Here is a 21,296-nt window from a genome sequence, read left to right on the forward strand (position 1 = left end):
TGCACGACCGCACGACCAGCCTCCCGTTCAAATTCGAGTTAGAACTCATATCCAGCCTGTCTGGGGGCACTGTGAAAGAGGGATCTCCGATGACTGTTGAATCGAGAATATTTTCTGTAGCCGAGTATGTTCAGCCGTCCGAAGGCGAGCCTATTCGTTCCGTTGTGCTTGAAACCCGAGACTCAATTATCGTGGTTTGGCATGTCCATCCCGGGCAGGAAATTGCGGCTCACATTCATCCTCACGGCCAAGACACGTGGACTGTTTTGTCGGGAATGGCTGATTACTTTCAGGGCAATGGGATTGTTCGTGCCCTCAGGGAAGGTGAGATAGCCGTGGCAAGACCGGGCCAAGTGCACGGGGCGCGAAATACAGGTACCGAGCCATTTGTGTTCGTCTCGGTTGTGGCATCAGCCAATGCCGGTTTCGTATTGGCTGAGCGATAGAGCCCAATCTCTGGAGTTGGTCCAATGAGCGGTCGGGGAGATAGGTAACAGACATGCAGCGGACACGGCTGCTAAACCAGGTCGCAAACCTCCTTGCGTCGCAGCGTGCCGCAAGCGACGCGATCAATCGAATGGGGTCGGCATGAGACTGAACACCATCCAGTTCCCGACCGCGTAGCCGCCTGTCCTGCCGATCAGGTCTTGACCATCGACGCCTGGGATCAGTCCTGAATGTTCTTGGAGACCACTACGTTATGAGCCGCAGCCGCCGCAAAACACCCATCGTCGGGCACACGACCTGCGGCAGCGAGCGCGAGGACAAGAAGCTCTGGCATCAGCGCTGGCGCACCCGTGAGCGCACGGCGCTGACCAGCGCGTCGCCCGAAGCCCTGAGCGCCCATCTGCCCCTGCTGGAAAACCAGGCCAGCAGCGTCTGGTCGATGGGCAAGGATGGCCGCTCCTACTGGCCCGTCAAGCGCCAGGCCGCCACGGCGGATCGCATCGCCAATCACAAGGGACGCAACCCGCAAGAACGCGCCTCCCTGAAAAAGCGCCTGCTGCGCAAGTGGATGAGCAAATGAAGCTCTCCTTCCATCAGCACATTGCGCTGTTCTGGATGATCGGTGCTCCGGGCGTCTTCGCGCCCGTGATCGAGAACGCCAAGCGGCCCGATGCCGGCGCCGTCATGGCGTGGGGTGTCGCGATCGTGGCGGTGATGATCCTCTTCACCCCTTTGCTGCTGCGCTGTCCACCATTCCGGCGCTGGTATGGCCGGACGGATGCGCTGTCGGAGCGGCAGCGCCAGGCGCTTGCCGAGCGCGGCCTGCGCCGCTACTACCAGACCGCTTTCGATGACGGCTACGTGCCCCGCGTGATGCCCTACGTGTGGCGCATCATCTGGACGGTCGGCGGGTTGATGGCTGTGACCGCCGTACTGCCTACCAACACCGGACGGCCAGCCTTCGATGCCTTGGTGGTCTTCTCGACCTGGTATCCGATAGGCGTGATGCTGCTGGTTTTCGCGTCGAGGCCCCTTGGCCGGTTGATTCGCCAAAGAGCACAGGAGCGGCGGAAATGAGCACGTCAACCATCGAGGCGCTGGCCAGCGCCTGGGCAAGGATTGCCGAGGAAGCGGAATTCCCCGCTGACTACGAGGGGACTGCCACACCACAAGCGCATCGGGCTAGCGAAGCTATTCAGGAGCAGATTCGGGAGCGCATCGTCGCCACCAACGACATGCGGCTGTTCAGCCTGCTGCACCTGCTGGGTCAGGCGTCGCTGCGCATGGAGCAAGCGCTGTGGCCGGAGGATTACGAGCGGATGACGCGCGAGGTTGAGGAAGCCCTGCGGCAAGCCACCGACGCCAACGCCAGATCGTACACCCACGAAGAAGTGATGCAGGCGATGCAGGAACGCATCGACCGGGCGCGAGACAAGCCATGTTGATTGGCTATGCGCGCGTCTCGACGCAGGATCAGAACCTGGAGCTGCAACGCGAAGCCTTGAGCAAGGCCGGATGTAAAAAGGTCTTCGAGGACAAGGTGAGTGGCACGCGGGCAGACCGGCCTGGCTTGGCCAAGACGCTCGAAATGCTGCGCGAAGGCGATACTTTGGTCGTCTGGAAGCTCGACCGGCTGGGCCGGTCGGTCAAGCAACTGGTCGATCTGGTCGGCGAGCTGCACAAGCACGGTGTCCAGTTCAGGAGCCTCACCGACTCCATCGACACCGGCACACCATCCGGGCGGTTCTTCTTCCACGTCATGGCGAGCCTTGCCGAAATGGAGCGCGAGCTGACCGTCGAGCGCACCCGCGCCGGGCTGGAAGTCGCCAAGCAGCTCGGCCGCAAAGGCGGCCGCAAGCCGAAGATGACCGACAGCAAGATCGAGTCGGCCAAGAAGCTGCTGGCCAGCGGGGTGCCGCCCAAGGACGTGGCCAAGAACCTCGGCGTGTCCATTCCGACGCTGTACCGCTGGGTGCCAGCCTCCACGCACGCTTAGCGTGCTTTATTTTCCGTTTTCTGAGACGACCCCTGATATGCCCAAGGTTTTACGCCAGGGGAGTGTCGGCGGCGTGATGGGTGGCCATCCAAGAACACCGCGCCGCGTGACTATCTGCAAAGTGTCAACAGGCAAAGCCTCATTCTGTGAAATCCCTCAAGTGTCATGATCGGGGACGGTTCAGGGGCCATGCCGAGATAAAGGAAAATTAGGACATAGGGAACGTAAAGCTTTGATATAGATAGGATTATTTTTTGGTCAAAATCAACCCGGGCACGCCTCCCCCCGGCGTCTACGCTTGTAGCTTTGCATGATTGGGGGACCGATCGATGGCTGCTTTGGAACGGACCGCATATCCACGGCTACCAACCAACCTCAGGGGCAAGGACTTACATCGCAGCTACTCGCTTTCCCAGGTGGAGCTTGAGTGGATCGCGAAGATGGCCCGGAGCTCTGCTCTTTCCCTTGGCCTGGCAGTTCACTTAAAGGTTTTCCAGGAGCTCCATTACTTTCCGTCCCTCGAGGAAATTCCTTCAGAAATTACCGGCCATATTAGAGAAGCGCTCGGTTTTGGCCCTCGTATCATCCCGCGGTACGCGAATCCACGAACACTATATCGGCATCAAGCTGCAATTCGAGAGTTTCTACAGGTCAAGGCCTTCTATGGGAGTGAGGCGCTAGGCATCACTCTCCGAGTAGCGCAGGACGCTGCCGAAGTCCTCGATCAGCGCGTGGATATCATCAACCTGCTTATCGGTGAGTTGCTGCAGCGCGGTTACGAACTTCCAGCCTATTCCACGCTGAATGACGCCGCAGAAGATGCCCAGGTTGCTATTCAGGAGCGGCTCTTCAACCTTGTCGTAACCCGGACGCCGATTGATGTCATCCATCAGTTAAAGGATCTTTTGGATACGGAATTTGGCCGGCGGCAGAGTGACTACAATGCGCTGAAGCAGTCACCCAAGAAGCCGTCCCGCAAACACCTTGAGGTGTTGATTGAACACCTCTCCTGGCTGGAGGCGTTCGGTGACTTGGATATGATCTTTGAGGGCATTGTCGATACCAAGATCCGACATTTTGCCGCGCAGGCCGCCGCGGCGGATGTCGCGGAGTTGAAGGAGTGTTCGTTACCGAAGCGATACACACTGATGTTGGCATTGATCTATCGGATGCGGGTGCGGGCACGGGATCATATTGCCGAGATGTTCATCCGGCGGATTTCGACCATCCATAAGCGCGCCAAGGAGGAGCTGGAGCAAATCCAGGCTCGACAACGTCAGAGGCTGGAACAGTTGGTGGCCACCCTCGACGGGGTGCTGCAAATTCTGATCCAGGAGCCGAATGACGAAGAGGCAGGCAGTCTGATTCGGGAGTACCTCTGCCCCGACGGCAATCTCGATCGGCTGCGGGAATCCTGTGCCGAAGTACAGGCCACCGGCGGCAATAACTACTTCCCCCTGATCTGGAAGCACTTCAAATCTCATCGCTCACTGCTGTTTCGCTTGAGCCATCTTCTGCAGCTGGAGCCGACCACCCAGGACCGTTCACTGATCCAGGCCCTCCAGCTCATCCAGGACAATGAGAATCTGCATCGGGAGTGGATCGATGAGTATGTCGATCTGTCATTTGCCTCGGAGCGTTGGGGCAAGGTCGTGGGGCGTGCGGCCAGCGAAGGCCCACCGACCAATCGACGTTACCTGGAAGTCTGCGTCTTTTCTTATCTGGCCAGCGAACTACGCTCGGGTGATCTCTGCGTGCTGGGGTCAGAGTCCTTTGCCGATTACCGCCAGCAACTGCTTTCGTGGGAGGACTGTCTCAAGCGACTGCCGGCCTATTGTGACCAGATGGGGTTGCCAAGCAATGCCAAGGAGTTTGTCTCGACGTTGAAAGCGAAGCTGGAAGAAACCGCCCAGCATCTGGACGACAAGTTCCCCTCCTGCCGTGGGGATGTCTCGATCAATGATACCGGTGAACCGGTCTTGCGACGGGTGATGGCCCGGGATATCCCTCCGTCCGCCATCTCCTTGCAAACGGCGATCGTTCAACGCATGCCTGCCCGGCACGTGCTCGACATCATGGCCAACATCGAGCATTGGATTCAGTTCACGCGGCACTTCGGGCCGGTGTCCGGTGGTGACCCGAAACTCAAAGAGCCTGCCGAGCGCTATTTGATGACCATCTTCGCCATGGGCTGCAACTTGGGGCCCAACCAGGCGGCCCGGCACCTCGCGGGGAATGTCACGCCGCACATGCTCTCCTACACCAATCGCCGCCATCTTTCGCTGGAGAAACTGGACAAGGCCAACCGGGAGCTGGTGGAGCTCTACCTGCAACTCGATCTACCCAAGGTGTGGGGCGACGGCAAGGCGGTGGCGGCGGACGGCACCCAATTCGACTTCTACGACGACAACCTGCTGGCCGGCTACCACTTCCGCTATCGCAAGATGGGGGCGGTGGCCTATCGGCACGTGGCCAATAACTACATCGCGGTGTTCCAGCACTTCATCCCGCCGGGGATCTGGGAGGCGATCTACGTAATTGAGGGTCTGCTTAAGGCCGACCTCACCGTGGAAGCCGACACTGTGTATTCCGACACCCAGGGACAGTCAGCCACGGTATTCGCCTTTACCCACCTGCTCGGCATCAACCTGATGCCGCGTATCCGTAACTGGCGCGACCTGATCATGTGCCGACCAGATCGCGGCGTCTCCTATAAGCACATCAATCGCCTGTTCACCGACACCGCCGACTGGCAGCTGATTGAAACCCATTGGCAGGATCTGATGCAGGTGGCGCTGTCGATCCAGGCCGGCAAGATTTCCTCGCCAATGCTACTGCGTAAACTCGGTTCCTACAGCCGGCGCAACAAGCTTTACCACGCGGCGCAGGCGCTTGGCAGCGTAATTCGGACGATCTTCCTGCTCAACTGGATCGGCAGCCGCGAGCTACGCCAGGAAGTCACCGCTAACACCAACAAGATCGAGTCCTACAACGGATTCTCCAAGTGGTTGTCATTCGGCGGCGACGTGATCGCCGAGAACGACCCGGACGAGCAGCAGAAGCGGTTGCGCTACAACGACATGGTGGCCTCGTCGGTGATCCTGCAGAACACCGTGGACATGATGCGTATCCTGCAGAAACTGGCACGCGAGGGCTGGCAGTTCAGTGATGAGGACGTGTCCTTCCTCAGTCCCTACCTGACCAGCAACGTCAAGCGTTTCGGTGAGTTCAACCTCAAGCTGAACCGCCCGCCGGAGCCTTGGATCAAGGACTCCGTCTTCCAGCAGGCGGCCGGTTCGCTCCGGAGCGGTACCCCCAGCCAGGCTTCGGCGGAGGAAACCCAATGATCGACATCCCTCCCGCGTCGTTTCGTGTCACGCCCTATGGTGAGGTGGATGCAACCGTACTGGAACAGGTCCGGGATGGCTTCGACACCTCCCGGCTGCTGGGCCTGGTGGACGGTCTGGATGCCTGTCTCGCTGACATGGGCGGCGTCATCGCGCTGCGCGATGAACTGCTGAGGCTCCACGCGATGGCGCTGACCCTGGTCGAGGGTGCCGCCCCGGCAGTGCCCACCGAGGGAGCCTGTATCTGGGCCGAAGCAGAATCCGTGCAACTGGACCTTGAGGCGCTGGCCGCATGGGTTCGCTCGGCGCAGGCATGCCTTACGCCCTTGGTCAATCTTGTGCCCGACCACGAGCAGTAGCCCAGCCATGCCACGATTTAGCCGAGCCTTGAGCTGGGCCTGGCCTGATCGTGGCAGGCTAGCCGCCGAAGACTTTCTTGCGTTGCGCAGTCCGTTCCCGGCGCTGGTTCTCGTAGGCGGTTCGGCGCGTGGCAGCACGTTGGACCAGCTCCAGGACCAGGGCGATGTCGCCGAGCATCTCCTCGCGCGTGGGTAGAGGCAGTTGGCGTTCGCCGGGAGTGTCATGGGCCTCCGTAGCTTCACATGCCCGGGAATAAACATCCTGCAGCTGTTCCCACTCCTCCGCGGGATGGCCGACCACGGCGCCAAACGCTTCCACGCTGACCACGTCGCTGAACGGCTGGACCGTGTTGTTCAGGAAGATCTCGCGGATGGCCCGTTCGACGGGGCCTCTGAGGCTGGAGTAGCCCGCCGCAATTTGCCGTTCGAGTTCATCATCCGGATAACTGCCGTCGATGGTGTTCAGGGCTTTCACTCGCTCGCGCAGATCAGCCAGGCGGGCCTTAGTGTCCATCGTGGTCCAGGTCAGCCCCTCGCTCACCAACCCTGGCGAGTCATCCCAACCGATGGTCTTGTAATTAGCCGAGCTTCCCGCACGCTGAAGCGCCATGGCCAATTCGGTCAGGAACACGGCGTCATGGGTGAGCACTAGTACCTGCCGTGTTTCGGACAAGGTCACTAAGCGTCGGGCGATGGCCTGGCGAAACACATGGTCCAAGGAGGTGGAAGGATCGTCGAACACCACCGTTGACGTGTGCGGCAGCGATTCGAGTTCAGCCAGGAACATGGCCAACCCCAAGGCGCGCTGTTCACCTTCCGACAGCACCTTGGAGGCTTTTGCGCTGATGTCCTTCAGGCGCAGCGTCACCTTGGTCACGCCGAGATCGGTACGCCCGGTCAGGTCCGGTTGTACCCGGCGCTTGTAGCCCAGGGCCTTCAACTCGGCATTCATGGTGGTGGCCAAGGCCTCGGTCACATGCGTCGCGGCCAGGGCCGTCAGTTTTGCGTGACACCGCCTGTGGGTTGAGCGCGCCATGACAGCAGCTCAGGTTGTCATGCACCTGGCTGTCCTGGATAAAACGCTCAACTGCAGCGCGATGGCCGGACAGGCGTTGTCGAGCCTCCAGCTCCGCCAGCTCCCGGGTCAGGGCCAACCGTACGGCGGGATCAGCGGAGTCACGCAGGGTCTTGGCGTCCGCGCGCAGCGAGGCGGTCTTGGCGGCGAAGACACCATCCAGGTTCGCTTCCGGCGGAAGCGGCGCTGACTCCGGGGCCATTTCCCGGCTTCCAAGGTTTGGGTGACCCTGGCGTGCCGGGCGGCCCAGACGGACTCCGCTGCCGTTATGGCGACATGCAGATCAGGCAGACGCTCAGCCACCTCAGCCAGCGTGGGCGCGTCCAGAACGCTGCGATCGACCGCCTTTACCTTCTCGAGCGCCTCCAGGCGCGCAACGTTGGCGGCTTGGGCGTCCGCAGTGGCGCTATCGGCCACGAAGGCTGCGAAGCGACGCATGCGCTCGGCCGCGTCCGCTGCGTAGGGTTGCTGGCAAAGCACACAGTGTGCGTCCGACTCCAGGTGCGGGAACGGGTGGGCGGGATAGGCGGCCTGCCGCGAAAAGGCTTCAGCCGCCCGATACATCGTTTGCCACAGCGCGTTGCCCGTCCCCTCCAGCAACATAGCTGTCCCCCAGGATTACTGGATTATTCTCCTGGTTGAGCTGCACCATGAGATTGAGGTGATGCAGCTGAGCGAGACAAAGCAACCGCAAGCGCTGGCACTGCCAACTTGCAGGCGCCTGCTTGTCCCTTACTGGTAGACACCGTACCGTCGACCGCCAATACAAGGACACTTGGCACGCCTCGGTAGGCGCCCAGTATCAGATTAATCCACAGCTGCACTGGAACATGGGCCTGTGCTATGACAGCTCGGCGGTCGACGACAAGGACCGCACCGTGGACAACTCCATGGGCGAAACCTGGCGCCTGGCCACGGGGGTCAACTATCAGCTTGAAGAAGGCCTCGACGTGCACTTGGCCTATACCCTCGCCTGGCTCGGTGACATGGACAACGAACAGACCTAGAGCCGGTTCGGCACTACCCTTTCCGGCAGTTACCACAACGTTGCGCTGCACATCATCGGTGGCGGCGCGACGTGGCGCTTCTGATCTAAGGCTCCTCGTTGACAGGCACCTGTCTCTAGAAGTCCCAGGCAAAGAACCAACGAGCTATCAGACCGCCTTCAAGAGACTTCAGTCGAAGGGGATAAAGTGCAAGTGACCCTTGATGGAGGGTCACTTGCACTCAGCGCTCCACTATCCTGCGCTGGCGACTCGGATCAGCTTGCGATTGACGAACTCAGCAATACCTGCCGCACCCAGTTCGCGGCCAAAGCCGGAGTTTTTCACGCCTCCAAATGGAGTTTCCGGTCCGGTATAAACACCAGAGTTGATGAACACCATGCCAGCTTCAATCCGTGCTGCTACGCGTTTTGCACGCTCTAGGTCAGCTGTCATTACAGAAGATCCCAACCCGTATGGCGTGTCGTTGGCTACGGCAATGGCTTCTTCCTCGGTCTCGACGATGTATACAGTCAGGACCGGGCCGAATGCCTCCTCCTTGTGGAGCGGGTTCGTTTTGCTGATACCGGTAATGATCGTCGGCTCGAGGTAGAAACCTGGACGATCAATGCGTTTACCGCCCGTAACGAGAGTAGCTCCGGCTTTGACGGCACCGTCAATTTGTCGAAGCAGATTGTCTAGGGCTGCTTCTGAGAAAAGCGGACCGATGGTGGTAGTCGGATCGGCGGGGTCGCCTGCCTTCATGCTGTTGAAGACCTTTACAAGGCCGTCGAGAACCTGCCCACCACGCTCCTGACCTACAACGATGAGCCGCTTGGTAGCCGCGCAGGCTTGGCCCATGTTGAGCAGGCGGCTGCCAGCAGCCGCTGCGATGACAGAATCGAGCGGAGAGTCTTCCAGCACGATCATTGGATCGCTGCCGCCGAGCTCGAGAATGACCTTCTTGAGTGCTCGCCCTGCACGCTCCGCAACTGCTGCCCCCGCACGCTCACTGCCAGTCAACATTACGCCGCGAACACGAAAGTCGTCGATCACATGACCAATCTGATCAACAGTGCAGAAAAGGTTCGTGTACACTCCTTCCGGTGCGCCAGCTTCCTCGAACAGACGCGCAAAGGCCAATGCACATTGAGGGACGCTGGGAGCATGCTTCATGAGCAAGACGTTGCCTGCAACCAGTTGAGGGCCAGCAACTCGAGCGAGCTGGTAGTAGGGGAAATTCCAGGGCTCAATCCCCACCAGAACACCGATCGGTTCAGTGACAACTAGCGATTCGGATGCACCTGGCAGCTGCTGCGGCTTCAGGAACTCTTCAGCGTTATCCGCGTAATAGTCGAGGATCGCCGCCGACAACTCTACCTCATACTCAGCTTCGGCGATCAGCTTCCCCATCTCCAGGGTCAGGTAGCCCGCGTACTCTTTGGCGTTCTTGCGAAGGATGGCAGCTGCGCGCTTTACGATTTGAGCCCGGTCAGCAACAGACCGAAGTTTCCAGTCTTGCTGATAGGTTTCATCGGCAACGTTCAGCGCCGCCGAGACCTGCGAATCAGACTGAAAATCAAAGGTTTTGATGAGTTCACCGGTTGCGGGATTAAGCGTCTGGAAGATCATTGTCAAACTCCGTTCTTATAGCATTTCAATTAGGCCGTTTTCGTTCAGGGCGGTTAGATTCGAAGGCGTTACTTCTGTATGAGCCCCTCCCCTAAGGGCTGCCTCCAAATCCTTTGCAAGACCTGACTCAAACTTGATTAAGGATTGCCTTCACACTGCAGAGGCTGCTGCTGATGCCTTGATCGAACTGACCAATTCATCGGTAGTCAGGATTTTCCCTTACGAACAATACGACTCGCGCTGGTCTTCAATCAGCGTCAAGGCCGCTTCCCAGGCCATGTCGATAATGCTGTCGATATTCTCCCCTTCGAACTGCCGCGCCGTGTGTTCGCACACTTCCTTCGTCGGGTAGACCAGCTTGCTACTGCCGGCCAGTGCCTGGATCTGCGCCTGGCAAGCACGCTCCAGAAAATGGATTTCGTGGAACGCCTTGGCCACGCTGCCGCCCCCCACCAACAGGCCGTGGTTGCGCAGGATCATGGCCTTGTGCGTCCCGAGATCGGCAATCAGTCGTTCGCGCTCATCACACGAAAAGGCGATGCCCTCATAGGTGTGATAGGCCACCTTGCCGTAGAACTTCAGCGCATGCTGGCTGATCGGCAACAGCCCCTGCTCCTGGGCAGCTACGGCTATCCCGGCCGCTGTGTGCGTATGGATCACGCACATCAGGTCTGGCCTGGCCATGTGCACGGCCGAGTGAATGACAAAGCCGGCCGCGTTGACCCGAAGGTCTGTCCCCCTGCTATCGACCACCTTGCCGTGCTGGTCGATCAAGACCAGATCGGACGCCTTCATCCTGTTGAACAGCACCCCATAACGGTTGATCAGAAAGTGGTGCTCTGGCCCCGGCACGCGCAGGGTCAGGTGGGTGTCGATCAGGTCGGTCATGCGAAAGTGCGCGATCAATCGATACAGCGCGGCCAAGTCGCAGCGAGCCTGCCATTCGACGGTACTCATAATTTCAGGCTTGTTCATGGGTATTCCTTTTGACGAGTAGCCCCAGGGAGGCCAAGTGACGGCTCCCTGCGGCGAAATAGTGGGTGCTCTTCAGCGGGGACGGTTACCGGACTACTGGGCTGACTTCCCCGGCGCCTGTGTGGCTGACTCGGGAATCACGCCGGACTCTCCCAGCATCAGCAGCTCGCCATTGTGCAGCGGTGCCAGGGCAGCCAGGTTCTGTCGATCCGGACGCATGGCTGTGGTGAATCCGGCAAGGTCGCTATCGGCGATCGCAACCAGACCACCGTTGCCCACCAGCGCCACTCGTCCATCTGCCAGCGCACGGATGTCGGTGATCGCGTTGGTGCTTCCGGTGTCGATTTCACGCCAGCTGTCGCCCAGGTCGTCGCTGAGCAGCACGCGGCCACTCATGCCCGCCAGCAACACTCGACCATCACGCAAGGCGGTGCCGCACCAGAGCGAACCACTCGCACCCGTGTCCATTGCCTGCCAGGTCTGTCCGTTATCAAGGGAGCGGTAGGCGTTTCCGCCCTCGGCCGCGATGAACAGACTGTGGTTCGCGCCTGGGAATATCTGGTTGAGGTGGTAGTCGTCACCTTCCGGGCTGACCGTCAGGCGATTCCAGGTAGTGCCGCCGTCGCGGGTTTCGCTGGCATAGCCATAGGCCCCCACCACGATCCCGTGCTGTGCGTTCTCGAACCACACCGAGAGCAGCACCGGCGCATCCTCCAGCCGCTGTTGAAGTGTCCAGGTCTGGCCACCGTTCGTGGTTCTCAGCAGTACACCGCCATGGCCGACGGCCCAGCCGTTCTGTGCATCGGCAAAGCTCAGCGCGGTGAGCAGTGTGTCCACCGGCACCTTGTCGGACTGGGTCCAATTCAGGCCATCGTCGGAGAGCGCCACCACGCCATGGTCGCCCAGGGCGACCAATCGATTTCCAGCAGCGACCACGGCAACCAGCGGTGCTTCCTGCGGCCGGTCCAGGCGCATGGCTGGCGATTCGGCGGCGACACTGGTGCCGGCGGCCATCGCCAGCAACAGGGTCGCCAGCAGACGCTTCGTTTCATTCTTGGGCATCTGGAGTTTCCTCTGTCAGTGGGCGATCAGGGGCGCCCGTACCGGGCTCCGTCGCGGAATTCGCAGGTCGAGCAACACCGCGATGGCCGGCAGCAGGGTGATGGCCATCAGCATGTTGATCATGAACATGAAGGTGAGCAGCAGGCCCATATCGGCCTGGAACTTCAGCGCCGAGAAAGACCAGGTAGCGACCCCGACCGACAGGGTGAGCGCCGTGAACACCGTGGCGACGCCAACCTCCCGCAGGGCCAGCTGGAAGGCGCCGACGATGTCCATGCCCTCCGCCAGGTGCAGCTGCAGGCGGTTGTAGATGTAGAACGCGTAGTCCACGCCAATGCCGACCGCGAGCACCATCACCGGCAAGGTGGCAACGGTGAGGCCGATGTCCAGCTCCTTCATGAACCAGTAACCGAGGAAGGTCGCCAGGGTCAGCGGCAGGCAGCAGGCAACCATCGCCCGCCAATCGCGATAGACCAGGAACACCAGCAGCACGATGGTCAGGTAGACGTAGAGCATCATCGGCAGCTCGGAGGTTTCCACCACTTCATTGGTGGCCGCCTGGACCCCGGCATTGCCGCTTGCCAGGCGTACCGTCACGCCCTCCAGGGGATGCTCGCTCCGATACTGCTCGATTGCCGCGACCACCTGCTTCAAGGTGCTGGCCTTGTGATCGGCCAGGTACAGGTTGATCGGCAACAACGTGCACTCGGCGTTGTACAGGCGCAGCGCCTCAGGCACCTGACGGACCGCCTCGGCGAGGGACGACTCATCAGCCGGCAACTCCGCCCACTTGGGATTGCCCTCATTGACGCCCGATGCCGACAGCTTGGTCAGCGCCGGGAGGGACTGCGCCGACAACACGCCCGGCACGTTGCCGAGGTACCAGGTCAGGCGGTCGACGTACCTCATCACCTGATTTTGGTAGCAGCCACCCTGGGGCGTTTCCACCGCCACGGTGAACAAGTCCAGCCCGAGTGAGAAGTGACTGACGATGCTTTCCACGTCCTGGTTGTAGCGGGAGTCGGCATGCAACTCCGGCGCCCCCGGCAGTACGTGGCCGATATGACGCCCCTGGCTCTGCCACACGGCGAGCGCCATCAGGCACAGGCACAACACACCGCCTATTGCCGCGTTGCGCGGTTCGGCAATGCGACCGAGCCGCTGCATGGCCGCGTCCCGCTTCTCGCGCAGTCGCTCGATGCGGGCGACGTAGGCGGCATCGAAACGGAAGTAGCTCGCCAGTACCGGCAGCATGATCAGGTTGGTGACGATCTTGTAGAGCACGCCAACCGAAGCGGTGATGGCCAGTTCGCGAATCATCGGAATGGGCACCAGTACCAGCGTGGCGAAGCCGACGAAGGCAGTGATCAGCGCCAGGCTGCCGGGTATCAGCAAGCCAACGAAGCTGCGCCGCGCGGCGGTCATGGCGTCGGCGCCGGCACAGACTTCCTTGGAAATGAAGTTGACCTGCTGCACCCCGTGGGAAACCCCGATGGCGAAGACCAGGAACGGCACCAGGATCGCCAGCGGATCGAGGCCGAAGCCGAGCAAGGTGATGGTGCCGAACTGCCAGACCACTGACACCAGCGAGCAGAACAACGGCAGGAAGGTCAGCACCCAGGAGCGGGTGTACCAGTAGACCGCGAGCAGGGTCAGGACGAATGCCAGCGCAAAGAAGGCCACGACGCTCTTCGCACCGGCACCGATGTCGCCCATCTGCTTCGCGAACCCGATGATCTGCACATCGAAGTCGGCATCGCTGTAGCGGGTGCGCAGCTCGTCTTCGAGTCGCTGGCTGAACTCCAGGTAGTTCAGGCGCTGTCCCGTCGCGGGGTCCGGATCGGCCAGCTCGGCGACCACCATCGCCCCGGCATGATCGTTGGCCACCAGGCTGCCGACGAATCCGCCGATGATGGTGCGTTCACGGATACCCGAGATGGCCCCTTCATTGAGGTTGCCAACGGTGACATCGCCGCCTACCACGTCTTCGGCCTTCATCCCCTCTTCGGTGATCTGCACCGCGCGGGTATTCGGCGTCCACAAGGAGGTCACGCTGCGGCGGTCAACGCCAGGCATGAAGAACAGGGTCTGGGTCAGGTCGTAGAGCTTGGTCAGCGCTTCCTTATTCCAGATATCGCCGTGCCTGGCGTGCAGCACCACGATGATGCGGTTGGCGCCAAACAGCACATCGCGGTACTGGTTGAAGGTCTTGATGAATGCGTGTTCCTGGGGCAACTGCTTGTCGAAACCGGCAGACATTTCCAGGCGCGTGGCGAACAACGCCATGAACAGGGTAACGACCCCAAGCGCAGCGAGAGTCGCCAGACGATGGCGGAACAACATGCGCTCGAGCCCGAGCACCAACGAAGAGAGCATGAGAGTGCCTTCCTGAAAAACGGAGACAGGCCCCTCTCGCGGAGGGGCCCCAGGTTCAGAACGAGTAGGAGATGTTGCCGCTGAGGAAGTCGCGGTCGGTCATCAGGTTGTTGTCCCCACCGCCCCAGTACTGTACCCACTGCAGACCGCCCTTCCAGCGGCCGCGGTAGTTGAACAGCAAGGATGTGGTGAGCGACTTGCGACCTTCGATGAAGGGCAGCGCGTTGGGCGTGGTGCCATTGACGTCGTGGGCGAAGTCCAGCTGCGGCGTGACGGTGATCCCGCTATCGAACAGGTTCGGGTAGTTGATACCGAGCTCAGTCACATAGCCCCAGGAGGTCTTGTCCGGCAGCGAATAGTCCGGCAGGAAGTACGGCGTCTCGCCGGAGGTATCAAGGTCCGGATAGTGGGCCACCACCGCCTCCGCCATCAGGAAGCCGTCGGACGCACCGAGACTGCTGGGAATGAAGCCAAGCGGGTCGCTAGCGGAGAAGGTGTAGATGGCATTGACGTCTGCCTGCCATTTCTTCTCTTCGACGAAGCCTGGGTGCTCGCCAGTATCGAACACGCTGAACTTGTTGAACGTGCCGGTGAAGCCCCGGCCGAACGCAACGGTCGGGTCGATGCCGACGCTGTCGTTGGGGCGATAGGACAGTTCTCCGGCGACCGCGACCGGACCGACCATGGTGTTCATGGACAGGCCGAAGAGGTCCTTGTCTTCGCCGTAGTTGATGAAGAAGTTGTCGATCACCAGCGCATCGGGATTTGTGCGCGCGGTGTAGCCAACGAAGGGCAGCTTGTCGTGATAGCGCTCGTAGAAGAAGCCGAACTCCGTTTCGATTTCCTCGACGGTCCAGCGCAGCGCTATGCCGTACTGGCCGCTGTTCTTCGCCGCGCGTTCACCGCCATAGGGCGCCGCCAGCCCTGCGGCCACCAGCGTTGCCTCGTCCAGGCCGCTGATCAGCGGATCACCGCAATGCCCGGTGGGCGTACTGGCCGCGCAGGTTCCTGCCCCCAGCAGACCATCGATGTAGCTCGTGGAGTAGAAGATCGGCTGCCTCCCCTCACCCACCACGTCGGTGTTGGAGTAGTAGGTACCCACCGGATCGAGTCCGTAGGCGTTCCACTTGAACTGGTAGTAGGCCTCGAGGTTCAGGGTGTCGGTCAGGCCCACGTTGAACGAGGCCATCGGCGCGGGGATGAACACCTCTTTCAGCTGGGTGCCAGGGGTGTGGTTCTTGGGCAGGCTGAGGGCATTGATCTGGTTGATGCCGCCGGTGACGAAGATTTCCTCACCCCAGCTGATGACCTGGTTGCCCACCTTCACCTTGGCCGGCATGTCGCCAATGTCGAAGCTCTTGGCCACCCACAGGTCCAGCAGGTCCAGGCGTTCGGTGGCGTCGCGCTCGGCCTGGTCATCCAGTTCGGTGCGGCGGGTGTCGTCCATCTTGAAGTCTTTCGCCCAGGCAAAGCGCCCCAGGGCACTCCAGCCATCGCCGAACTTCAGGCTCAGCTCATGGGTGCCCTTGATCACATGGGAAAAGACATCGTGCTTGTCGTAGTTGAGGTCGCCGTCGTCAGCGTTGGAGAAGTTGTTGTCCTTGTTGACGTAACCGTTGCCCCTGCCCAGGTTGTAGAACTGCCCCAGTTCCGTGTTGGTGCCTTCGTTACAGCCGCCGCTATCGCCGCCAAGGATGTGGCAGTCGCGCGACTCCAGCCGCTGGGCGAAACCGTAGGACAGCGTGGAGTCGAAGCTGCCGGAGATGCCCTCCTCCGAGCCGAAACGAAACGCATGGCTGGGCTCCATCCAGAGCAGACTGGATGCAGCCATCACCGCCAGGGCGAGGCTGTTTTTGGCGCGCGGGAAGCCCGGCGCGGCGAAGGCCGCGCCCTTATTGTTGTTATGCATGGAGATTCCTCTAACAGTCGTAAAGCCGCTCCACGCTCGCGAGCGTGGAGGGACTCTTAACGTTCGCCGCGGCGACGCAACTCGTTGGGATTGAACATCTTGTCGCTGACTCGCCCGTCCTGCGCGGCGGTCAGGTCCAACACCTCGCCTTCCTGGGTGAAGTAGTCAGCGATGTAGCGCCGGGCGATCAGGTCGTAGCTGGTGTACTCGAAGTTGGTACAGGCCTGCAGTTGCGGATCGGCCCACAGCGTGCCTTCCTGCACGCGCCAGAGATTGCCCTTGGCGTCGTACATGTCCACGTGCAGCAGTGCCCAGCTGTCTTCGTCGATGAAGAACACACGCTTGGCGAAGGAGTGACGCTTATCGGCCTTGACCGTGCCTTCCACCACCCAGACGCGGTGCTTCTCGTAGCGCTGCACATCGCGGTTGAGGTAATCCGGCCCAACCAGGTCGGCGTACTTGTTGGACTTGTCGACCAGCTTGTAGGAGTTGTACGGCACCACCATCTCGCGCTTGCCGATCAACTTGAAGTCGTATCGGTCGAGGGCACCGGTGAACATGTTCATCTGATCGACGAAGAACAGGCTGTCGCTCCCGGCGATCGGGTTGTCATACGCGAACGACGGCGCGCGGCGCACGCGACGCTGACCCGGGAAGTAGATCCAGGAGTCCTGCGGCTTATCCAGGTAGCCGTGCACCAGATACATCTCGCCGGCGCGGGAAGACGGCGACAGCACGTCATAGAGCAGCTTGGCCTCGTAGCCCCCGGCATCCGCCGGCGATTTCACTGCCGGGTCGTTGTAGGGGTAGTACTCATAGTCCCACTGCTTGAATTCCGACAGCGTCCCGCTCTTCTCCCTCAGCAGCAGCGATGCCTGCACGCGGCGGCCCTTGCCCATGTAGCGCAGCTTGTAGTTCCACATCACCTCGACGCCGCTTTGCGGCATCGGGAAGGGGATCGCCAAGCCGGGCGCCTGCTCCAGTTGCCAGCCATCGGCGGCGATCCGACTCTGCCCGGCAAACTCGCGGGTACGCTGGGCGAGTTGGTCCGGGAAGGTGCAACTACGGTGGGTCGGGTAGACGTCCATGCGGTAGCCGGGATAGGTCTTGATCAACTGGACCTGGCCTGGCGGCAGCTCGGCTTCATGTTGGGCAAGATTGCCGGCATCGATGCTGTAGAGCGGCTTGTCGCCGGCGTAGGGATCGCCATGACCAGGCGCCCAGCCTTCCGGCGCCTTCGTCAGGCCACCCGTCCAGGCCGGAATGGAGCCATCGGCATTGCCGGCCTTCTCGGCGCCGAAGGGAGTCAGCTCGGTGCCGAGCTTGCTCACATCGACAGTGGCGGCCTGCGCCCCAGCGGATAGCAGCGCCAGGGATACCGCACAGTTCAACAGGGATAGCTTGAAGATGTTCATTACGTTCTCCTACAGGAGATTCTTGTTGTGCTGAGGATGAGTCTGCCCCGTGCGCCGGTGGCGACGAGCAGGGCAGAAGGTACGAAGGGGCTGGAATCCGGTGATATCAAAAAAGTGCAAATCGCTTGGATCAGGAAAGGCTTTCGCGTACGGCGCCATTCCTGGCGACTTGCATGGCGCACCAGAGGAATCCCAGGCCGGAGCCGAGGTACACGGCAATCAGCCCCCAACCGAGCACATTCATCAGCCCGGCCAGTTGCACCTGGACCAGCAAGGCCACGACGGAACAGTCGACTGCGGTCAGAAGCAGCGCGTTGCGCGCCGGCAGGTCTGAGTTGCTGCGGACGAACCACAGCTCGATGGCGATCCCCAGGTAGACCAGGCCCAGAATGCGGCCCAGCAACGTGCCGGCGTCACCCAGCACCAATCCCGTCCACTGGAAGATCAGGTTGGGGTCGAAAGCCAGCAGCAGGGCCAGACCGACAGTCAGCACGCTCTTGGGGCGAGTGAAGAGAGTGATGTTCATGACTAGCTCCTGTTCTGCTGTTCGAGGAAGCAGATGATGTTTTGCCGATCGTCCTGCTTGCGCAGGCCGCCAAACGCCATCGCGGTACCCGGCAGGAAATTCATCGGGCCGCTCAGGAAGGCATCGAGCTTTTCCGCGTTCCAGGTGAAGCCGGCCTGCTCCAGGGTCGGCGTGTAGCCAAAGCCCTGCGCCGTACCGACCTTGCGGCCATACACGTCATGCAGACGCGGACCGACCTTGTGCTCCGCCAGCGAATGGCAGGCGGTGCACTTGGACTCGAACAGCTTTTGGCCGGCCGCGGCATCGCAAGCCGCCGCGGCCGTGCCGGAGATGGCGCAGAGGCCAAGGGCGAGAAGGAAACCAAGCTGCTTCATCCCAGCAGCTCCTTGACGAGCAGGGCCGCCTTGCCGCCCCCGCCGATGGCGCCGTCGATGAATCCGCGCCAACCCTCGCCGTGGTCGCCCTGGGCGAAGAACATGCGGCTACCCGGAGCCTTGCCGAAGTGATCGGCATACTTGCCGTACCAGCCGGGTCGGTAGCTGGCCCAGGTTCCCCGGCTGTAGGGGTCGAGGTTCCAGTCGTAACCGAAGCAGTCTTCCACTTCCATTTCCGGGAAGAAGGACTGCATGACCTGCTGCACGGCGTCCCGATCCAGGACGTCGAGCTTGGCGGGATCGTCGCCAAAGCCGATGAACAGCGTGTGGTCCTCGGCCTTGGCGTAGGTGAACACCACATTGAGGGGATGATCCGAGTCGGCCAGACCATACAGCTTGCCTTCCCCACCGACCTTGCCCTTGACCTTGATGACCGCCTTGACTCCGGTGCCGGCGTGCCGTTCGTGAGCGGCCTCGATCAGCTTGGGGTCCAGCGCCGGAGAGAACTCGATGTTGGGCAGCACGTTCATCGGCAGCGCCAGGACCACGCTGCCCGCCACAATGCGCTCACCCTTCTGGGTGGTGACGACCACGTGGTCGCCCTTGTCCTCGACCTTCTTCACCGGCGTAGACAGCCGCACTTCGGGCTTGCCGTCTTCGATCATCGCGTTGATCAAGCTGATGGTGCCGTCCTTGAAGGTGTAGCGAGTGAGCGAGTCGTTGAGGACCGACAGGTTGTAACCCGGCAGGGCCCACCAACGTGCCATCTCGTTGTAGGAAACCTGGTCAGAGGGGCAATGGGACATACCCACCAGATACGAGTCCACGGCAGCGCGATGCACAGGGTTGAGCTTCAACTGGTCGAGGCGATCACGGGCACTCAGGCTGTCCTGCGCCATGAGCTTGTTCCAGCGGAAGCGGGAGTCGTAGGGACGTTCCCAGATGTCGCGAGCGTCCGCGAAGTAGGTATCGAACGCTTGCAGCACCGGCAGCAGCTCTTCGCCAGCAAGTTGCGTCCGCTTGCCTTCCGCCAGGATCACCATGGTTTCCAGTGACGATTCAGCGCGTTCCGGGGATTCGATGACCTTCAGGCCATAGCGCTGGGTCTCGGCCCAGACGAAGGGCTGGGTCCAGTGAATCCAGGTTCCGCCCAGCTCCACCTTGTGGCCGGCGAACTCGGTGCTGAAGGTGCGACCGCCAAGGCGATTGCGCGCCTCCAGCACCAGCGTCTTGTAGCCATTCTTGCGACAGTCACGGGCGGCGGTGACACCGGCGAAGCCGCCGCCGATCACCACCACGTCGTAATCGCAACCCGCGGTCTTGCAGCCTTTCTGTTCAGCGCCCATGGCATTTGCCATGACCCCTGCGCCTGCCACCACAACCGCGCCAGCCCCGGCGCCACGCAGGAAACCACGACGACTGACGCCCTTGGCGTCGTCTTTTTCATCGGCCATCGACCCACACCTCATTTGTCATTGTTCTTGAAGTGAAGGGCGCAAGAAGCTGCCAGCTGAGCGATGTACGTCAGCCTGAAGTCACGCCCATCTGCGGGGATAAGCTATGCGACGCCCCCAGGCGCAGGCTTGGCAGCTCATGACAAAATCGTTGGCAGCGGATGACAATCCGCTCGGAAGGTGGGCGGCTCGATTCAGGATCGGCCGCGTTGGCGGAACTGCTGGGGAGTCAGTTGGGTCCAGCGGCGGAAGGCTCGGCAGAAGGAACTGGCTTCGGAGTAACCGAGCAGCAGTGCGATCTCCGTCAGGCTGTAGTCGGATTGCATCACATAGCTCTCGGCCAGGGAGCGGCGCACATCCTCCACCAACTGGCTGAACCCGACGTTCTGCTCGGCCAAACGCCTCTGCAATGTACGAACGCCAATCTTCAGGTCGCTGGCCACCTGCTCCAGGCTGGCACAGCCACTGCTCAGGCTGCTGGCAATGTGGTGGGCGACCTGGCTGAGCACGTCTGTCGACGCCGCCCGGCTTTGCCGCTGCTGTTCAAGGAAGGGCTCGAGGGCCTGGAACAGGCGCTGATCGGCGGTGCGGATTGGCATGTCCAGCAACTCGCGTGAGAAGTACAGCCGATTGTCCGGCTGCTCGAAGCGAATGGGACACCCAAATACCTCGCGGTGGGAGGCCAGGTCGCTGGGGGCCCGATGCTCGAAATCCACTCGAACAGGTGACAGCTGCGGATTCCGGGTCACCTCACGAAGCAGGTTGAGGATGGTGCAAATGGTGAATTCCGCATCCTGGCGACGCTGCACGATGGACGCGTCGGTGACCCGATAGGCCAGGCTAATCCGCTTGCCGTTGTCCTCGAAGTCCAGTTGCGTGGCCTGGGTCAACACCACCATGAAGCGGCTCAGGCTCCGCAGTACCAATTGCATGGAAGGGGCACAGCGTATGGCATGGCCATAGGCACCGAACTCACTGCTCTCAGTGCGCATGGCCACCTCCAGGCCAATGGTCGGTGAAACCTCGCTACCAAGCACCTCCCAGAGGGCGACGTACTTTGTCACTGGAATTTCTGATTCCGGTGCGCTGAGAATCTGCTCGCGCAGTCCGACAGCAGCGAGGTGCGGGCGAAACAACTCTGCGTTGCGACGGAAGAAGCTTTCGGCAAGGACGGTATGGCAGCTAGACGACGGCATTGAACGCCCTGGGATGTTGGTGCTGATGGAAAATTGACCCACCGGGGATGCGGACAAAAACTTGGACTGGTTATGCCGCTAAGCCCAGGCTTTCACGATACTCAATGGGACTGAGCGCGCCGAGGGAAATCTTTATACGTTTTTCGTTGTACCAGCGAATGTATGAATCC

20 protein-coding genes and 1 pseudogene are annotated in these 21,296 nt (G+C 61.1%); 8 read left to right on the forward strand and 13 right to left on the reverse strand.

Annotated features, from left to right (window positions below):
* Positions 1-89: 89 nt before the first annotated feature.
* The 7 genes from AC19YR_RS21605 (at position 90) to tnpC (ending at position 6,149) form a co-directional block, all read left to right on the forward strand.
* Positions 90-446, forward strand: coding sequence for a cupin domain-containing protein (locus AC19YR_RS21605; RefSeq protein ID WP_003465043.1), 357 nt, complete (start codon positions 90-92; stop codon positions 444-446).
* A gap of 254 nt (positions 447-700) precedes the next feature.
* Entirely contained in the window at positions 701-1,027 is a 327-nt protein-coding gene (locus tag AC19YR_RS21610; protein ID WP_003100858.1) for a hypothetical protein, read from the forward strand.
* The gene (locus tag AC19YR_RS21615; protein ID WP_003100856.1) at positions 1,024-1,524 is read left to right on the forward strand and encodes a hypothetical protein; all 501 of its coding nucleotides are present in this window, start codon (positions 1,024-1,026) and stop codon (positions 1,522-1,524) included. The genes AC19YR_RS21610 and AC19YR_RS21615 overlap by 4 nt, the downstream gene beginning before the upstream one ends.
* A complete protein-coding gene (locus AC19YR_RS21620) occupies positions 1,521-1,892 on the forward strand; it encodes a hypothetical protein (protein WP_003100853.1) in 372 nt (123 codons plus the stop codon). The genes AC19YR_RS21615 and AC19YR_RS21620 overlap by 4 nt, the downstream gene beginning before the upstream one ends.
* A complete protein-coding gene (locus AC19YR_RS21625; protein ID WP_004118524.1) occupies positions 1,886-2,443 on the forward strand; it encodes a recombinase family protein in 558 nt (185 codons plus the stop codon). The genes AC19YR_RS21620 and AC19YR_RS21625 overlap by 7 nt, the downstream gene beginning before the upstream one ends.
* A gap of 329 nt (positions 2,444-2,772) precedes the next feature.
* Entirely contained in the window at positions 2,773-5,790 is a 3,018-nt protein-coding gene (locus AC19YR_RS21630; RefSeq protein ID WP_487382928.1) for a Tn3 family transposase, read from the forward strand.
* Positions 5,787-6,149: a Tn3 family transposase post-transcriptional regulator TnpC gene (gene tnpC, locus AC19YR_RS21635; protein WP_487382929.1), complete on the forward strand. Its 363-nt coding sequence runs from the start codon at positions 5,787-5,789 to the stop codon at positions 6,147-6,149. Before AC19YR_RS21630 ends, tnpC begins: the two co-directional genes overlap by 4 nt.
* Before the next feature lie 58 nt (positions 6,150-6,207).
* Here the strand turns inward: tnpC and AC19YR_RS21640 are convergent, their stop codons facing one another.
* On the reverse strand, positions 6,208-7,185 hold the full coding sequence (locus AC19YR_RS21640; protein ID WP_487382930.1) for an AAA family ATPase: 978 nt from the start codon (positions 7,183-7,185) through the stop codon (positions 6,208-6,210).
* Positions 7,186-7,293: 108 nt separating this feature from the next.
* Positions 7,294-7,827, reverse strand: a complete 534-nt coding sequence (locus tag AC19YR_RS21645) for a hypothetical protein (protein WP_487382931.1) — start codon at positions 7,825-7,827, stop codon at positions 7,294-7,296.
* 134 nt (positions 7,828-7,961) lie between these two features.
* Between AC19YR_RS21645 and AC19YR_RS21650 the strand changes: the two are divergent.
* Positions 7,962-8,315, forward strand: a pseudogene (locus AC19YR_RS21650) (outer membrane protein transport protein); the annotation flags it as partial.
* Between the two features lie 147 nt (positions 8,316-8,462).
* On the opposite strand, the gene AC19YR_RS21655 reads toward AC19YR_RS21650, so the two are convergent.
* The 11 genes from AC19YR_RS21655 to AC19YR_RS21705 form a co-directional block, all read right to left on the reverse strand.
* A complete protein-coding gene (locus tag AC19YR_RS21655) occupies positions 8,463-9,839 on the reverse strand; it encodes an NAD-dependent succinate-semialdehyde dehydrogenase (RefSeq protein WP_487382932.1) in 1,377 nt (458 codons plus the stop codon).
* Positions 9,840-10,058: 219 nt separating this feature from the next.
* Positions 10,059-10,814, reverse strand: coding sequence for a class II aldolase/adducin family protein (locus tag AC19YR_RS21660; protein ID WP_487382933.1), 756 nt, complete (start codon positions 10,812-10,814; stop codon positions 10,059-10,061).
* Between the two features lie 93 nt (positions 10,815-10,907).
* Positions 10,908-11,876 (reverse strand): WD40/YVTN/BNR-like repeat-containing protein, encoded by a 969-nt coding sequence (locus AC19YR_RS21665; RefSeq protein ID WP_487382934.1) that lies wholly within the window; start codon positions 11,874-11,876, stop codon positions 10,908-10,910.
* A gap of 15 nt (positions 11,877-11,891) precedes the next feature.
* A complete protein-coding gene (locus AC19YR_RS21670; protein WP_487382935.1) occupies positions 11,892-14,252 on the reverse strand; it encodes an efflux RND transporter permease subunit in 2,361 nt (786 codons plus the stop codon).
* Positions 14,253-14,307: 55 nt separating this feature from the next.
* Positions 14,308-16,161, reverse strand: coding sequence for a DUF1302 domain-containing protein (locus AC19YR_RS21675; protein ID WP_500600070.1), 1,854 nt, complete (start codon positions 16,159-16,161; stop codon positions 14,308-14,310).
* 56 nt (positions 16,162-16,217) lie between these two features.
* A complete protein-coding gene (locus AC19YR_RS21680; protein ID WP_500600072.1) occupies positions 16,218-17,576 on the reverse strand; it encodes a DUF1329 domain-containing protein in 1,359 nt (452 codons plus the stop codon).
* 130 nt (positions 17,577-17,706) lie between these two features.
* Positions 17,707-18,102 carry a hypothetical protein gene (locus AC19YR_RS21685; RefSeq protein WP_023082849.1) on the reverse strand — a complete coding sequence of 132 codons (396 nt, stop codon included), beginning with the start codon at positions 18,100-18,102 and terminating at the stop codon, positions 17,707-17,709.
* A 2-nt stretch (positions 18,103-18,104) separates the two neighbouring features.
* The gene (locus tag AC19YR_RS21690; protein ID WP_023082850.1) at positions 18,105-18,476 is read right to left on the reverse strand and encodes a c-type cytochrome; all 372 of its coding nucleotides are present in this window, start codon (positions 18,474-18,476) and stop codon (positions 18,105-18,107) included.
* Complete coding sequence (locus AC19YR_RS21695; RefSeq protein WP_234451941.1) at positions 18,473-19,945, reverse strand: flavin monoamine oxidase family protein; 1,473 nt, start codon at positions 19,943-19,945, stop codon at positions 18,473-18,475. Before AC19YR_RS21695 ends, AC19YR_RS21690 begins: the two co-directional genes overlap by 4 nt.
* Before the next feature lie 179 nt (positions 19,946-20,124).
* Positions 20,125-21,126, reverse strand: a complete 1,002-nt coding sequence (qhpR, locus tag AC19YR_RS21700; RefSeq protein ID WP_037015371.1) for an AraC-like transcriptional regulator QhpR — start codon at positions 21,124-21,126, stop codon at positions 20,125-20,127.
* A gap of 70 nt (positions 21,127-21,196) precedes the next feature.
* A partial coding sequence (locus AC19YR_RS21705) for an IS3 family transposase (protein WP_169836660.1) occupies positions 21,197-21,296 on the reverse strand: 100 nt, incomplete at its 5' end.

The organism is Pseudomonas sp. MF08817 (assembly GCF_059862705.1).

What these genes read in the sequence shown, in the direction of transcription:
- AC19YR_RS21605 (WP_003465043.1), top strand. Translation starts at nt 90, where the DNA reads ATGACTGTTGAATCGAGAATATTTTCTGTAGCCGAGTATGTTCAGCCG.
- AC19YR_RS21610 (WP_003100858.1), top strand. Translation starts at nt 701, where the DNA reads ATGAGCCGCAGCCGCCGCAAAACACCCATCGTCGGGCACACGACCTGC.
- AC19YR_RS21615 (WP_003100856.1), top strand. Translation starts at nt 1,024, where the DNA reads ATGAAGCTCTCCTTCCATCAGCACATTGCGCTGTTCTGGATGATCGGT.
- AC19YR_RS21620 (WP_003100853.1), top strand. Translation starts at nt 1,521, where the DNA reads ATGAGCACGTCAACCATCGAGGCGCTGGCCAGCGCCTGGGCAAGGATT.
- AC19YR_RS21625 (WP_004118524.1), top strand. Translation starts at nt 1,886, where the DNA reads ATGTTGATTGGCTATGCGCGCGTCTCGACGCAGGATCAGAACCTGGAG.
- AC19YR_RS21630 (WP_487382928.1), top strand. Translation starts at nt 2,773, where the DNA reads ATGGCTGCTTTGGAACGGACCGCATATCCACGGCTACCAACCAACCTC.
- tnpC (WP_487382929.1), top strand. Translation starts at nt 5,787, where the DNA reads ATGATCGACATCCCTCCCGCGTCGTTTCGTGTCACGCCCTATGGTGAG.
- AC19YR_RS21640 (WP_487382930.1), bottom strand. Translation starts at nt 7,185, where the DNA reads ATGGCGCGCTCAACCCACAGGCGGTGTCACGCAAAACTGACGGCCCTG.
- AC19YR_RS21645 (WP_487382931.1), bottom strand. Translation starts at nt 7,827, where the DNA reads ATGTTGCTGGAGGGGACGGGCAACGCGCTGTGGCAAACGATGTATCGG.
- AC19YR_RS21655 (WP_487382932.1), bottom strand. Translation starts at nt 9,839, where the DNA reads ATGATCTTCCAGACGCTTAATCCCGCAACCGGTGAACTCATCAAAACC.
- AC19YR_RS21660 (WP_487382933.1), bottom strand. Translation starts at nt 10,814, where the DNA reads ATGAACAAGCCTGAAATTATGAGTACCGTCGAATGGCAGGCTCGCTGC.
- AC19YR_RS21665 (WP_487382934.1), bottom strand. Translation starts at nt 11,876, where the DNA reads ATGCCCAAGAATGAAACGAAGCGTCTGCTGGCGACCCTGTTGCTGGCG.
- AC19YR_RS21670 (WP_487382935.1), bottom strand. Translation starts at nt 14,252, where the DNA reads ATGCTCTCTTCGTTGGTGCTCGGGCTCGAGCGCATGTTGTTCCGCCAT.
- AC19YR_RS21675 (WP_500600070.1), bottom strand. Translation starts at nt 16,161, where the DNA reads ATGCATAACAACAATAAGGGCGCGGCCTTCGCCGCGCCGGGCTTCCCG.
- AC19YR_RS21680 (WP_500600072.1), bottom strand. Translation starts at nt 17,576, where the DNA reads ATGAACATCTTCAAGCTATCCCTGTTGAACTGTGCGGTATCCCTGGCG.
- AC19YR_RS21685 (WP_023082849.1), bottom strand. Translation starts at nt 18,102, where the DNA reads ATGAACATCACTCTCTTCACTCGCCCCAAGAGCGTGCTGACTGTCGGT.
- AC19YR_RS21690 (WP_023082850.1), bottom strand. Translation starts at nt 18,476, where the DNA reads ATGAAGCAGCTTGGTTTCCTTCTCGCCCTTGGCCTCTGCGCCATCTCC.
- AC19YR_RS21695 (WP_234451941.1), bottom strand. Translation starts at nt 19,945, where the DNA reads ATGAGGTGTGGGTCGATGGCCGATGAAAAAGACGACGCCAAGGGCGTC.
- qhpR (WP_037015371.1), bottom strand. Translation starts at nt 21,126, where the DNA reads ATGCCGTCGTCTAGCTGCCATACCGTCCTTGCCGAAAGCTTCTTCCGT.